This window comes from Curtobacterium sp. YC1 (assembly GCF_016267665.1).
Classification (GTDB): domain Bacteria; phylum Actinomycetota; class Actinomycetes; order Actinomycetales; family Microbacteriaceae; genus Curtobacterium.
Map to the genome: position 1 here is coordinate 47398 of NZ_CP066342.1, position 14167 is coordinate 61564.

The following is a 14167-nucleotide window of genomic DNA, read 5'->3' on the forward strand; positions in this document are numbered from 1 at the left end:
TAGCCAATTCGTCGACGGACGTTCAGCTAGGGACCTGCTGGAAGCGTGAGCGGAAGAAGTACACGAGGCGTCCGAGAGCGGTCACGACGTAGACCTTGCGCGTGGCGTCTTCCGGGTCAGTTTCACGAACGACCAGGTTTGCGTCCGCAAGTTGAGTCACGGCGGATCCGTACTGCTGCTGCGTCGTGAAGTCGAAGGAAAGCCAGTCAGAGGCATTCGCGCGGCCACCTGCGTCGCAGAGGTCCGAGAAGAACCGCCAGTTGCGGGGCTGCACACGGCTGGCGTCTTCGTAGGCACTGTTTGCTCGCTCGAAGAGCCACACTTCGAGGAGCTGGTCAAGCTCGGAGGAGTCTGGGATCGCCGCGCCCTTCACGACGTACTCCTGGTGAACCCACTGCGCGAACTCCTGCGAGGTCGACAGAGCCTCTCGGAGGTTCGAGTTCAACGCCGCGTAAAGGAACGTGAAGCCATTCGGCGTGACAGGCGGGTGGGACGCGTCGCTACCGAAAACTGTGATCCGCCGCTGGATGGCCTCAACGGTTGATGCATCCTCGAGCGGCTTCAGTCGCATCGGTGCTTGGAAGATGCCGCTGAGTCGCTCCGTCCGAGCTCGCGAGACGATGCCTCGTGAGCCGGTCAGCACCCATCGCACGTTCGGGAGGTTAAACACTCGGTCTCGTAGGCGGTCGAGCGTCGTGCGGGCGGCGCCGACGGTTTCGACGAGCTCGAGGTTGTCAAGGATGCACACGATGCCACCGCGCTGCTCGCCAAAGGCGCTGGTGAGCAGGTTGCGGATCGCTGTTGGGAAACCCGACTTGGTGTACCCCTCGCCGGTGTTCCCTTCCTCCCCTCCCCCCGAAGAGGCCTCGAACCCAAATGCTCCTCCGCCCCCTTGCCAGCTGCTGTACTTGGAGGCATTTAGCCACTTGTTCAGCTCTGTGACGTTGGGGCGAAACAGGCCAGCGTCCTCGAAATCGGAGGCGTATCGGATCAGTGTCTGAGCGATCACCCGGTAGATCTCCGCTTCCAGAGCGTCAAGGTCAGACGCGGGCTGAAACCGAGCAACTGCCGGGATGTAGAGCTCCCCCTGCTTCGCAGCGAGGCAAGCCTTTCGCATGCGGTATGCCGTCACCTCGAGCAGACTGCTCTTGCCAACACCGATGGGACCCTCGAGTGTGGGGAACGAGCCCTCTGTGCCGATCAGGCGCTGCAGCTCGTAGGACTCGCCGTCCCGCCCGACGAGCAACTGGTCGCCCGTCTCGTCGGCACCGAGCGTGTCCTGGCTATAGGGGTTCGCCGAGAAGCCGAACGCCGGCCAGATACTGAAGAGCGACATACCGTCACCTTAAACGTCGGTGCTCTGCTCCCACCGCGATTCGACGACCCAAAGTGGCACAGTGCTTGTCTCGATAGCCGATCGGCTACCGATCACGGTCGGGCGGTCCTCCGACGTGTCGACCCCGGATGACGGTCGCTCACCCTAAAGTGATTCCAGGGGGGAACCATCCCCTCTTGGAGGGAAGAACTTATGCGAACCAGAAGCGCACGCGTACTCGCTGCATCGATGGGCGTCGTCCTCGCCGCTGGCCTGGGGATCGGCGGGGCTACTGCCGCGAACGCCGCTCCGACCGGGAGCGCCACCCCGTACAGCCTTGATGGGATCAAGGTGCAGGGGCTGCCGAAGCTGCAGAGCGAGGAAGCCCTGCTGGACTACGTCGCCACCAACCCGGTGCAGACCACAGTGAGCGCGAAGACGGGTGAAGTCATCTCGGTCGCGCCCGTCGGCAATGGCGGCATGCAGACCAAGATCTCTGAGCGCAACGTCTGCAAGTCAGGCGACGCCTACTGGGCGGCAGCGGCCACCCCGTACACCAACAACTGCTTCTACGGCAGCGCGGGCACGTACAAGTTCCCGAACGGTGGCACGCACTCGAACAAGTTCCACATGGGCAAGTACACCGCCCGTGGCGGATGGAAGTACAACGGCAAGCAGCTGTACACCCCGAAGCAGGGACCCGGCTCCGTCGCAGGGCTCGACGAGACCGTCCAGGTCAACCTCGGTCAGATCTTCTGACCAACCGTGAGGCCCCCGTCGGCAAGCCGACGGGGGCCTCACCATGCCCGGCGAAGCAAAGCGGATAGACCGCAAACCTTCTCCCCCAACGCGGCACAACCAGCCCGGTAACCGATCGCTTGCCGCACCGCCTTCACGAGCCCACTGGGCTGTGTGGACAGGCCGGAGGAGCTTCGTCTCAACTCCGGCCCGCGCAGGAGCTGGTGAGACCCCTGCGCGTGACCGTAACCCGGGGGACGCGACAGCATCAGCGAGAGTCCGGGATGCGCGCGCCCGATGCCGGGCGCCGGCGGTTAGATCTTCGCGAGGGCGCCAGCCGTTGTAGCTGCCGCGTCCCAGTCGATGGTCGCGTCAGCAGCAGGGGCGTGGAACTTCACCCGACCACGCACCGCGGCTTCTGTCGCCGTGTAGAGCGGGTTGTCGAACCCAGCGATGAGCGCCGCGACAGTGTCCTGCAGGCCCCGGTACGCGTCGACGTCGTGCGCGTCGACGCCGGCGGTGAGCTTGCTCGCGGCAGCGGCCGCGGTCTTCCGCGCATCAGCGGTCGCTTCGCCAGCGTGCTCGATCGCCCACGCGTGCAGCGCAGCGAGGAGCATGGCGGCCTGGTCGTGCGCGGGGCCCGAGAGGCTGGCAACCCGGGTGTACCGGTTCGCGGCCATCTCCACGAGACCCTCGGACTCGAGCCGGGCGATCGCTTCCCGCACCGGAGTACGCGAGACACCGAGCCAACTCGTGAGCTCCTCATCGCTCAGCCGCTCCCCCGCCTCGAGCGTGCCGTTCTCGATCGCCTCAAGCATCTGCTCGTAGACGACGTCACGGAGGAGACGGCGAGGACCTTGGCTGGCCGGAGACTTCGGAACAGGCATGCCAGCACTGTATCCCGGATATCAGTCCTTAGTTTGCGCAAGCCACGGGCCAATGGCCGGCTGAGACGCGTTCTGGGGACTGTTCCTGATCAGCCATACTCACCGTCGTAGGGTGGAGGGATCGGACCGCATTTGCGGTCTCGTCGTCATGATGGTCTCCGCGGTATGCGGAGCGCTGACACAGCGAGACGGTCCGGCAGCGATGAGGCGTACAAAGCCTCACGGAAGGCCGGTCACCCATGACCGCCGTGACTCTCTTCTTGCCATCCGCACTCACACACGATGGCACCCCACGAACACCAGCCATCGTTCAGCTCAACAGCATGCTCACTCGGAGCCCTCGCACCTCGCTCAAGGGAATGCGATGACCCTCGTGCAACGCGAGAAGCCGGTACGTCCCCTCGTTGCCGTCGGGCGCTGCTCGCTCGGCATGTGTCCTCGTGGGGCGCCGTTCCAGGCTGCGGATCGGATCGACGCAGGTCGAGAGGCCGATTCGACAGCCGACCGTTACCCAGACGTCTTCCCACACCGTCCTGCGACTGGCTCGCTCTCGCGATGTCTCCTCACACGGCTGCGCGCGAGGATCGCGCGGGCTGCAGCATGACTGCTGAGGGCACGGCGGTGTGCCCTCAGCAGCCAGCGCACGGCTCTTGTCTCAGCTGGAGACGTAGTAGTCGTTGACGCCTCCGAGGTTGCAGCCCACGATGCGCTTCGTACTGGCCGTCGACCCGTACTTCATCGTCTTCTTGTTCCAGGTGTTGAACGCGTCGGTGTTGCACGTCCAGTGGAAGACGACGGTGCCGGTGCATGTTCCCACCAGCTCGCCGGCCTGCTTGCCGAAGTAGCTACAGCTGCCCGCAGCGGAGGCCGAAGTAGCCCCACCAAGTGTCAGGCCCGCCACCACGAAGGCGGTCGCAGCCCCAGCTGCGAGGAACCGCTTGAGAGTTCGCATCATTGCTTTCCCCTTTGGTGCACCCGGACGGGTGCTCACCGGCAGCCCACCACAAAATCCATAGCCCGTCCATAGCCGGCTCATTGGGACGGTGTCTCGATAGCCGATCCTCAACCGGGCAAGTTCAAGAGGGGTACCCGAGGGCTGACCAGACGAGTTGTACTTCCACCGTAAGAATCATTCCAATTAAAGCCGTACGTCTTGTAGTTGGTGTTCGAGCACTTGGTGCTGGCGGCGGCAATGCTCATCGTCGGCGCGCCAGTTGGGGCGTGGCCCGTTACGTTCTCAAGGTAGGTCGTCGCCGTCGGAGTACCTGACAGGTCCTCTCCGACCTCAACGGCGAGGTCGCCGTTGGCCGCCCGTGCAACAGTCACCTCCGGCTGCTCCGGGAATCCATCAGCGGTCACGGCCGAGAGAGTGACGGACTTGTCGACATCCGGGATCGGGAACTTCCTGCCGTCGGCGAGCTGGACCTTGCTGTCCGGGTACGAGCAGTCCCCAGAGACTGCATCGAGGTTGTCGAGTGAGACGACCGCCGGCGCGTCACACGGTTCGGTGGCGGCGGAAGCAGCGATCGGTGTCATCGCCCCCATGAGCACCAGGCTTCCTACGGCGGCCGCGGCCGCGAGCATCTTCTTCACTACTGGTTCTCCTACTGTCAAAAGAGGGATTTGACCAGTAGCTCGTACAGGGTGGTCGAACCCGCCATGTCCACAGTGCCCCCGTCGCGACACTCTGATGTGCCTTCGGCGCAAGCGCCCGAGTTCGTCGCGGTAAGCGGCAACGGGACGAACAGAATTAGAGCCAGCACCACCGCGATGGCCGCCATGATGACGAGCGGACGCGTCCGCCTCGTCGAATCGCCCTCGGCCATCTGGTACCCCCCCATCCGTGCTACTGCGGAACACATTGACACAACCCTGTGCATCCACTCAACAACATAAGTGGTCACGACTCGGCATCGGTTTCGCAACGGTGATCGCCGCAGTCGGGCCTACCTTCTCCTGAGCATCGGCCGTCTCGATAGCCGATCGGCTACCGCACTCTCGCCGTTAGCACCTGCACCCGCCGTATCCAAATATCACGGTGTCGCTATAGACCCGCCCGGTGATGTGTGCGGTGACGGGGCCCTCTGTGAGACACAGCAGGGCGGCCGGAAATGACCCGACGGTGACAACGCCGGAGGGGAACGGTCTACGGGAGCAGGCGTTCGAAGTGGATGCAGAGGCCGGCAGCGTCGGCAGCGGCCTGGAACCCGGAAGCGCCCTTCACGATCTGGTAGGTGCTACTTGCCTTCGTGATCGTTACGGCCACCGGGAGCATCTCATGTGGGTCGAACGTGAAGTTCTGCCCCGGGTGTTGTGACGACTGGTAGGAGAGTTCCTTGAGCAGCGGAGCGTTGAGGAACACGATGGTGGACTTGTTGGTCGGGTAGAGCTCACCCCATCGCGCTTCAGCGACGGTCCATGCGGTCCGCGCGAATTCGATGTCTTGGTGGGGATCAGTGCTGGAGAGTTTCGCTGTTGCCCGCCAGCCGGTGAAGAGGGCGGTCACTTCCGCGGCCGTCATACCGTAGGCCCGTAGGCCGGCTCGTACTTCTGGGCCGCAGAGGAGCTCGGTTCCGTCGTCGATGGGACGAACGTGCTTGATGAGGAAGTCGATTGCGATTCCCATGGTGTGTCCTTCTGTGCAAGGGGGCGGTGGTGGTCTGTCGAAGTGGTTCGTTCAGGTGGTCAGGGTGATGACCGCCGGCCGAACGGCGGCGACGAGTGCGTCGAGTTTTCCCGTCAACTGGAGCAGCTGGTCGAGGTTCATCTGCACGGTGACGCTGTCGATGGTGAGGCTGCTGCCCTCGATCGTTGCCGGACGGCTGGGATAGCCCGAGAGGCGGGCGGGGTGGGCACTGTGTGGGTAGGTCAGGGACGCGGCGACGAGGCTGATCTGGCAGGTCGGGCCGGTTATCTCGGCGACCGCGATGACCGCGATCCCGCCAGTGCCGGCGAGACTGTGCGCATCCCAGTGCTGCAGGCCAGCCCCACTCAACGCGGCCAGCTTGTTGACCAGCCCGCCGAGGGCTGAGATCACGGACGAGCTCGTGGTCGACTCGAATCGGTTCCGGATGCTCTGCCAGGGCACTCCCATGCCCTTCGCTGATGCCTCTGCAGCGCTCAGGAGGGGCGCTGTGACGGTGGTGGTCGCGGTGGCGGTCCAGCCGAGTTGGTTCATCACGTTGACGTAGTTGGGGAACCAGGTGGGGAGGGTCGCGGGAGTGGGGACCGGGTTGCCGGCATACAGGAGGCAGTCGATGATCGCGTCGGTGACACCAGAAACGGTCTCCGGCGTCTGCGTCTGCGTCGGCTGGTCCGGATCCAGGTAGAAGACGGTGTTGTCGATCAGGTAGCCGGTCGCCACCGGGACCCCCTCGAGGGGGGTTCCCGACGGGGTCCCGGTGGCGCCGCTCATGCCGGCTTCAGAGGCGGCAGGCCGGCGATGTACCCGGCGGAGAGGGCCTGCATCTGGCTGGTGACGGTGTCGCCCACGCCCGGGCTGTTCCAGAGGTTGTCGTTCAGAGTAAGCGTGGTGTCGGCGTACTGGATGCTGAGGCTGGTGGAGGAGTAGCTCGCCCACAGGAACTTGTCGGTCTCTTCCGCCCCTGTCATCTGGAAGGCGGAGATCTTAAGCGCGACCTGGCCGTTTGTTTCGTTCGCGGTCCCGAGCGAGAAGGTGCCCTGGTTGGTGCTCTGCGAGTGGCTGGAGAAAATGGTCCACGGCGCTCCCCCGCTGTCTGCGGAGTCTTCGAGCGCCTTGACCGCGGACGTCGCGACCGCCAGGGCGTCCGCGGTGAGAAGCCCCCCGAGGACCTGGAGAACAACCTGATCCAGCTGCACGGTCGCGGTCGCCAGGGAGAAATCGGAGAAGGCGTATCCCTGGCCGACGAAACCGATGTTGGTCAGCATGTTCTGGACGTACTTGAAGTAGTCCAGCGGGTCTTTGAGCGGGTCGAAACCGCCCGTCTGCACGGCGTGCAACTGGGCAAAGCCGACCGCGTACTGCAGCTCCGTGGCATGCGTCGGGGAGACCTCGGAGGTGAAGGACACCAGCGAGTTGCCGACCGTCGCAGCGCTGCCGCTGGGCTGCGGAGCCGGCGCGAGCGCAGGGGCGGCGGGGTCGTCCAACGCGGCGAGGCCACCAGGCCGGACGGGGGGCTGGAGGCGGGGAAGGGCGGCGACAGCTGCGACAGCCTGCTCGATTGAGACGGACATCAATATTCCCATCGTTGGGTGAGCGCCTCCGGTTGGAGACGGCATCAGGAAACCCCAACACCCGCACCAAACCCATCGCTTCAGTCACGGCCCAACGACGGCAAAACGCCGCGCAGCATGACAAAAGGCACACGGTGATGACGCATGCATGGAGGTGGTGTGCGACGACCCCGTGACGGTGATGTCTTCTGAGCGTGACCGCATCGTGACGAGCAGTCCGACCAAACCTCACGAACCTCGATAGCCTCAGCAACATGGGGCAGCCGCGGCGCCAAGGGGACAGCGCAAAAGAGCAGCGACAGCCTGCCTCTAAGGAGCTCCCCGCGAGACCGGTGGAACGACAAATACGGGTGATTGGCCCGTTCCAAGCGCGGCGTGACGGCCACCTGCAGCCGCTGCCGCACAGCGCCGAACGCGTCCTCGCCGCCGCCGCACTCATCGGCCCACTCTCCCGATCGCACGCCGGAGCGTTGTTGTGGCCAGATGCCGACACCAGCCGGTCATCAGCCAACCTGCGGGCAGCCCTCTCCCGAATGGCGACAGCTGACGACCGGTTCCTCCATCTCAGCGGAGAAGTCCTCTCACTCCCCGACACGGTCACCCTGGATCTCGACGACACCCTGCTCTGGATCAACGAGACCATCTACGGAACCGCCAATTCCGCGGTCAGTACCCCGCCCGCCTCCATCGGGAAGCAACTGCTCCCCGGGTGGGACGAGGAATGGCTGACTGATGTTCGAGAACGGCTGCAGCTCCTCCAAACGCAAGCCCTCGAGGTCGCAGCCGAACGTCTGATCGCCGCCGGACGCACCGCAGAAGCGCTTCCGTATGCTCTGTCCGCTGTCCAGGCTCAGCCTTGGTCAGAAAGCGCGAACCGTCTCATCATCGAGATCCACGCGCGCCGCGGTGACCCTTCCAATGCGCTCCGCCGCTACCACCGCTTCCGCCGCGCCCTCGAGGAAGAACTCGGAGTCCAACCAGGCCCCGACATGCTCGCCGCCATCCGCCAGCTCTACCCCTTCGGCAACATCCCTCCGGAACCCGTAGGACAACCCATCCCGCATTCGAGCGCCGGATGAGCAGGCCGCGCAACCGATGCACTCAAGACCGCCACCATCAGATACTCGGTTCTGGCAGCAGCTTGCCAAGCCGAGCCGCGTAGACACCAGCCGCTCCGGTTACCCGCGTATGAATCACAACGCGCGCGAGAGCCGGGTCCGCATCGGCGCTCCTGCTACGGGTGCTCCGGGTCGACTTCCGCCGCGAGGGCGGCAGCAAGGTCCCTCTCCGACGGCAGCGCTGCCCGGACCCCGGGTGGCAGCAGGTCGTAGCTGGCAACACCGACCGGGGTCTGCTGGCCGGCGAGGGAGTACCGGACGACGGCGTCGTTCTTGTCCGCGACCAGCAGCAGGCCAACAGTGTCGGCGTGCTGAGGTCGGCGGAGCTTGTCGTCGACGAGTGCGACGTAGAAGCCGAGCTGACCGAGGTACTCCGGCTTGAACCTCCCGGTCTTGAGTTCGATCACCACGTACCGGAGCTGCTCGACGTGGAAGAAGAGCAGGTCGACGTAGAAGTCGTCTCCGTCGACGTCGAAGTGCACCTGCCGGCCGACGAACGCGAAGCCCTCTCCGAGCTCCCGGAGGGTGTCGATGATCCGGTCGACGAGCGCCTGCTCGAGGTGGCGTTCCTTCGCGTCACCGTCGAGGGCGAGGAAGTCCAGCACGTACGGGTCCTTTGTGATCTGCTGCGCCAGATCCGAATCCCCCGGAGGGAGCACCTCGGCGAAGTTCGTCGGCGCCGCCTGCAGCCGAGTGTGTGCTGCGGAGCGGATCTGGTGCTCGAGAACGTTCCGCGACCACCCGTGTTCGGCCGCCTGACCGGCGTACCAGTTCCGGAGCTCGTGGTCATCGAGCCGGTCGAGGAGGACGGTGATGTGACCCCACGGCAGTTGTGCAACAGCCTGTTGCAGAATCCGCTCATCCGGCCAGGCTGCCGCGAACGCCCGCATGTATGCGAGGTTCCGCGGGGAGAAGCCCTTCATCTCTGGGAACTCAGCCCGCAGATCCGTCGCGAGCCGGCCGATCACGTTGCTCCCCCACCCCTCATCGCCTTGGCGCTGCAGGATGGTCGCACCGATCCCCCAGTACAGACGGATGAGTTCCGTGTTCACGCGGCGCTGCGCCGCGAACCGGGCTGCACGCACTTGCTGCTTCAGCTCGGCAAGAGCGGCGGCGTACCCGGATACGGCTGGCGACGAATCAGACATCACCACTCAGTCTGCCCGACGAAGCGATCTGCAGAAGAATGAACAAAGCGTTCTACGGCATCAGCTATGCCAGGGTGGGTGTGTTCCCCGAGCGAAAGGCGACCTCCACCATGGCGCAGAAAGTCACCACGCACCTCGTCGACGACCTCACCGGCGACACCATTGAAGACGGCAAGGGCCGCACCGTCACGTTCGGCTTTGACGGCGCCCACTACGAAATCGACCTCACCGACGACAACGCTGACGCGCTCCGCGAAGCGTTTTCCGACTACGTCGCCGCCGCCCGCAAGGTCAGCGGGCGCCCCGGACGCGCCGGTGCCGGCAGCAGCCCGAAGCGCGGCAACTCCGAAGAGCTCTCGAAGATCCGCGAGTGGGCAAACGCGAACGGCCACGAGGTCTCCTCCCGCGGCCGCATCAGCCAGGCCGTCCGTGACGCCTACGACGCCGCACACTGACGACGCCACTCCCCCCACACAGAACAGCCGGCCATCCCTCGAGGTGGCCGGCTGTTCTCGTTGCCGCCGATACGGCACGCTTATGTCATCGAACCGCCCCCACGGGCACTACACGCCGCGGACGACGGCGGCTCACGCTACTAGGGCCTTCATGCTTTAGATCCACCAGGGAACGCCCGCGCTCCAAACAGCTGCTGCCCGGTGTCATCGTCCCAAATCCTAATTTCCGGAGCGGGCTCACCGGGCCGAGTCGCATCAAAAGCGCTCAGTAACGACCCTTTCAGCTGCTCAGGTACCAGCGGGTCATCTTCCAGAGCTTCTTTGAACTCATCGCCGTGATAGACCCACGCGCAGTGCAGCGCATCCTGGGCGATACCCGCCCGCTCCTCGCTCGTCAGTGATTTGTCGGTCATTGCATCCTCAACAACGCGCAACCAGAACGATGGGTTGCTGGGTAAGCAGATAGCCGCAGCGATCGACGCGGAGGTTCTGAGGTCACCAGGACCACTTGTCGCAATCGCAGCGTGCGCCCACCCATCGATAGCATTGTCCTGGAGGAAAGCCCGCGCACGCTCGTGGAGGTCGCTACCAGGTACGGGCACGAAGCCAACGGGAGACCACGTACTGGGATCCTGGTCGGCAATGCCAAGCCCGTCCACGAGGTATTCGAGCGTCAAGACGGTAAGACGCCATTGCGCATGACCTGGCTCGGTCCAGATATCACCGGAACTGATACATTTCATGGCTTCCTCAAACCGCCCGGTCCGCAAAAGCACGTCGGACAGGGGCCCCACCGCCCGCCCTTCACCAAGCGAGAGCGCCTTGCGGTAACAGGCTTCCGCGTTGATAACGTCGTGCGCTTCCCAGTGAGCCCGGCCTTTCTCCCACCACCAGTAGCCGCGCCCTAGATACGCTTCATCTGCAGAGGCGGCCGCTTCGTACAACTTGATGGCCTCGCTAGGGTCGACCGGCGCCAGCAGGCCTGCCGCGTTGTAAAGCGACCGTGCGGGCTGCGTCCAGGCTCTCGCGGCATCGCGGAGGGACCACCCGACGGAGGCGCGGATCTCTTCGTGTTCGTCACTTTGAAGAGCGAGCATCACGGCAATGAGGACATTGTAGCCACTTGGGTGATTCTCGACACATGCGGTGCGGCGGATCAAGGCCAAAATAGACTCGGCGTCACCGGACTGTGCAAGCAGTCGAACGACATCGGGAAGCGCCGCCGTTTCGGCCAACATGCCCGAAAGAGGTGCTGCAATCTTCAGCAGTGCTGCGGCCAGGTTCGCAGCCCCAAGGATACCGGCCCCCACTCCAACTGCTGCAAGGATGTCGGCGGCTAGATTGCAACGGTCCATCTCTACGTCGATAACGCTCCAACTGAGCGGACGGGGGAAAGTCCCGCTGATTCCGACATCGACTCTCTCGTCGCGGAACACCACCGTCGCCCTTGGAATCTGCTCACCACTGTCAGTAACCACTGCCAGTGATGGGATTTTTTGCACGAATCGGCGAATTTCTCGCTTTATCGGACGCGCGTCTTGCCCGTTTAGAACGGTGCCGTCCAAAACAATCGGAATCGGGAGGTGGCGCCATAACTCCCTGGCTAAATAGAAAGCCCTCACTTCATCGGAGAGCTCGACGGCGACCGAATCGTCGAGCAAGCGCTCTACGGCGACGGAAAGGGACTTTGTGTTTTTTGCATCCTGGGGAGCAAGATGCGACCATTGATAACGCAGTGTCTCAGTCGGGGCGTGGGCAATAACAATCAGTGTTGGCGTAGCAAGCGTCTCCCAGTAGTTCAATGTTGCCCGCTTGATCGACCAACGCGTTCTTGCCGCCCCGTCGGTGTCGGTAGCCTTCAATTGAACGTTGAACTGCAATCCAGTCGTCGTGCCGTCTTTGAATATCTCCACGAGACGGTCAACTCCATAATCGTCACCCGGTTCAGTGACAATCCATTCGTCTGGAAGAATGGAATCAAAAAGGCGTTTGGACTTCGTCTCCAACGCGTGGGTACGCGGCCGCTTCGGCGTATCGGCCATGGCTCTCCCGGTCGTTCAACTGGTCATATCGGCAGACAAGGCCGCGGACTCTGACACTAGCTCAGCTCGCGCGCGGACGCCTGCGATTTGTGTGGTTTTTGGGTATACCCCAGCACCACACTGACTTGGGTCGTCGATCGGCGTAGTTCTAGGGTGCCGTTTCGATCTTTTGCTACAGGAGTGTGCGAGGGTCTAGGGGTGGTGCAACAAAAGACGCAGACCGTCGCCTACGTTCGGGTCAGCTCGATCGATCAGAACCTCGACCGCCAGCTCGAGGCCATCGGCGACGTCGACCGCGTGTTCGAGGAGAAGATCTCCGGCGGCTCCCGCACCGATCGAACTGCGCTGCTCGACTGCATCGGCTACGTGCGCGACGGCGACACCGTCCGCGTCGCATCAATGGACCGGCTCGCCCGCTCCCTCGGCGACCTGCGCGACATCGTCGACGAGATCACCGCCAAGGGCGCCTCGGTCGAGTTCGTGAAGGAACAGCAGACCTACAGCCGCGACACCGACGACGCCATCGGCCGGCTCATGCTCAACCTCCTCGGCGCCTTCGCCGAATTCGAACGCACCCTCATCCGCGAACGTCAACGTGAGGGCATCCGCATCGCCAAAGCCGCCGGTAAGTACAAGGGCCGGTCGCGGAAGCTTACCGACGACCAGATCGCCGAAGCACGCCGACTCATCAGCACCGGCGTCCCCAAGACCACCGTCGCCCGCGGGCTCGGCATCGACCGCACCACCCTCTACCGGATGCTCGCGACACCCCTCTCCCCCGCCACCACAGATGGGGCTGCCAGCGACGTCGCCGCTGTGTAGCGTTTGGCGCCCCTTCACCGGGCATTTTTGCGGGACAGGCATACGGCAATACCCCCGGTCAGGCGGAAGTAGGCAACGGAGGCCGTCGAAGGCGACAACTGTCGTGTAGCGGTGCACCACCGGCTATCGGGACGTCGACACGACCGGCTTCGTATGCGTACGATCGGCGCAGCCGGCGCTTCCGTCGGCGCATGGGGAGTGTGTCTCCCGGGTGGGTGGGCTCCGTTTGTGGAGCTCACATGGCTGTTGTCTATCGGCGTCTCCTGGCTGACCGTCCCTTCGCGGCCGGCGTCGGATCGGTCGCCCTCTCGGCCGTCGCACTCGGGATGATCCCCCTGTCGCTGGTCCTGTCCTCCGGCGAGTCCCTGGTTGCCGGGGCCTTTGCCGCGGGCGTTTTCGGTCTGGCGAATGCGGTGGGCGTCCCGATCCAGGGGGCGTTGATGGCTCGGATTCCTGCGCGTTGGGTCGTGGGCACCAGCGCGGGTGTTAGCTGCGTCCTCATGCTCGTGGTCGCAGCGGCGCCGGGGTCGGTGGCGCAGCCGGTCCTCCTTGCTGGAGCCGGGGTGTCGTTTCCGGCTCTGGCTGCAGCGCTTCGAGCATCGATCCCGCGCTCGTTCTCGGGGCCCGAGGAACGCTCCGGTGCCTACGCGCTACTCTCGGTCGCGTTCCAGGCAGGACTCGCGCTCGGGCCAGTGGCGGCTGGCCTCCTCGCAACGTCGGCGACTCGATGTCTGAGCTTCGTGATCGTCGCGGCGGTGATCGCGGCCGCGGGATTTCTGCTGGCGTTCTCGACGGACAGGACCGGGCCCTTGCCCCGCTCCCGATCCCGTTCCTCACTTCCGCCGGCCGGGGTAGCGGCTTTCGGCCGGATCCTCGCGATCGGCGGGCTGGTGAGCATGGCGACGGGATCGCTGACCGTGATCGTGCCGGCGGTCGCACACGCGGTCGGGAGGCAAGGATTGGCGGGACCGGTGTTGGCGGCCCTGGCGCTTGGAGAAGCAGTTGGTGCACTTGTCTTCGGCGCGCGACCCGTGCTGGGCAGTCGGCGGGCGCAACTCATCACTGCTGTGGCGTTGACCGCGATCGGGTACGCGGCGTTGGCGCTCGTTACTGACCAGCTCGCTCTTGTCGCTGTCTTGGTGTTCGTCGCCGGGGCACTGTCGAGCCCGGTGACGATCCTCCTATCCGCAGCGCTCGACGACGTCGTACCACAGCGGATGATCGCCAGCGCGTACGGCCTGATCGTCGTGGCTGCTGTCGGTGGCGCTGCTCTCGGAACGAGTTGGGCAGGCCTCATCGTCGGGAGCTCGACCGACGTTGCCGGTGCAGCGGTCGTGGCGACCATAGGAGTCGCAGTCGCGGCGGCGCTTGCCGTTCCTCGCTTCAAGCCGCGAACGAAGTCGCAGTAAACCATCCCCTACCGGGCC

At 64.4% G+C, this 14167-nt stretch carries 14 protein-coding genes; 5 read left to right on the forward strand and 9 right to left on the reverse strand.

The window, feature by feature from the left end:
* Window positions 1-22: 22 nt before the first annotated feature.
* The gene (locus I8920_RS15960; RefSeq protein ID WP_198658819.1) at window positions 23-1336 is read right to left on the reverse strand and encodes a hypothetical protein; all 1314 of its coding nucleotides are present in this window, start codon (window positions 1334-1336) and stop codon (window positions 23-25) included.
* 228 nt (window positions 1337-1564) lie between these two features.
* Here I8920_RS15960 and I8920_RS15965 point away from each other — a divergent pair, with 228 nt between their 5' ends.
* Window positions 1565-2074, forward strand: coding sequence for a hypothetical protein (locus I8920_RS15965; RefSeq protein WP_198658820.1), 510 nt, complete (start codon window positions 1565-1567; stop codon window positions 2072-2074).
* A 293-nt stretch (window positions 2075-2367) separates the two neighbouring features.
* Here I8920_RS15965 and I8920_RS15970 read toward each other — a convergent pair whose 3' ends face one another.
* The 6 genes from I8920_RS15970 to I8920_RS15995 form a co-directional block, all read right to left on the reverse strand.
* Window positions 2368-2940 carry a GntR family transcriptional regulator gene (locus I8920_RS15970; RefSeq protein ID WP_198658821.1) on the reverse strand — a complete coding sequence of 191 codons (573 nt, stop codon included), beginning with the start codon at window positions 2938-2940 and terminating at the stop codon, window positions 2368-2370.
* Between the two features lie 655 nt (window positions 2941-3595).
* Window positions 3596-3895 carry a hypothetical protein gene (locus I8920_RS15975; protein ID WP_198658822.1) on the reverse strand — a complete coding sequence of 100 codons (300 nt, stop codon included), beginning with the start codon at window positions 3893-3895 and terminating at the stop codon, window positions 3596-3598.
* Window positions 3896-4002: 107 nt separating this feature from the next.
* Window positions 4003-4533, reverse strand: a complete 531-nt coding sequence (locus I8920_RS15980; protein ID WP_198658823.1) for a hypothetical protein — start codon at window positions 4531-4533, stop codon at window positions 4003-4005.
* Between the two features lie 553 nt (window positions 4534-5086).
* On the reverse strand, window positions 5087-5566 hold the full coding sequence (locus I8920_RS15985; RefSeq protein WP_198658824.1) for a hypothetical protein: 480 nt from the start codon (window positions 5564-5566) through the stop codon (window positions 5087-5089).
* A gap of 51 nt (window positions 5567-5617) precedes the next feature.
* A complete protein-coding gene (locus tag I8920_RS15990; protein ID WP_198658825.1) occupies window positions 5618-6304 on the reverse strand; it encodes a hypothetical protein in 687 nt (228 codons plus the stop codon).
* A 47-nt stretch (window positions 6305-6351) separates the two neighbouring features.
* Entirely contained in the window at window positions 6352-7155 is an 804-nt protein-coding gene (locus I8920_RS15995) for a hypothetical protein (RefSeq protein ID WP_198658826.1), read from the reverse strand.
* 350 nt (window positions 7156-7505) lie between these two features.
* Between I8920_RS15995 and I8920_RS16000 the strand changes: the two genes are divergently transcribed.
* Window positions 7506-8234 carry an AfsR/SARP family transcriptional regulator gene (locus I8920_RS16000; protein ID WP_198658827.1) on the forward strand — a complete coding sequence of 243 codons (729 nt, stop codon included), beginning with the start codon at window positions 7506-7508 and terminating at the stop codon, window positions 8232-8234.
* Between the two features lie 155 nt (window positions 8235-8389).
* Here I8920_RS16000 and I8920_RS16005 read toward each other — a convergent pair whose 3' ends face one another.
* A complete protein-coding gene (locus I8920_RS16005) occupies window positions 8390-9325 on the reverse strand; it encodes a PDDEXK nuclease domain-containing protein (RefSeq protein ID WP_442873588.1) in 936 nt (311 codons plus the stop codon).
* A gap of 206 nt (window positions 9326-9531) precedes the next feature.
* On the opposite strand from I8920_RS16005, the gene I8920_RS16010 reads away from it, so the two are divergent.
* On the forward strand, window positions 9532-9876 hold the full coding sequence (locus tag I8920_RS16010; RefSeq protein ID WP_198658887.1) for a histone-like nucleoid-structuring protein Lsr2: 345 nt from the start codon (window positions 9532-9534) through the stop codon (window positions 9874-9876).
* Window positions 9877-10025: 149 nt separating this feature from the next.
* Here I8920_RS16010 and I8920_RS16015 read toward each other — a convergent pair whose 3' ends face one another.
* Window positions 10026-11918: a DUF4365 domain-containing protein gene (locus tag I8920_RS16015; protein WP_198658829.1), complete on the reverse strand. Its 1893-nt coding sequence runs from the start codon at window positions 11916-11918 to the stop codon at window positions 10026-10028.
* Between the two features lie 198 nt (window positions 11919-12116).
* On the opposite strand from I8920_RS16015, the gene I8920_RS16020 reads away from it, so the two are divergent.
* On the forward strand, window positions 12117-12740 hold the full coding sequence (locus I8920_RS16020; RefSeq protein ID WP_232832913.1) for a recombinase family protein: 624 nt from the start codon (window positions 12117-12119) through the stop codon (window positions 12738-12740).
* Window positions 12741-12979: 239 nt separating this feature from the next.
* A complete protein-coding gene (locus tag I8920_RS16025) occupies window positions 12980-14149 on the forward strand; it encodes an MFS transporter (RefSeq protein ID WP_198658831.1) in 1170 nt (389 codons plus the stop codon).
* Window positions 14150-14167: the final 18 nt, after the last annotated feature.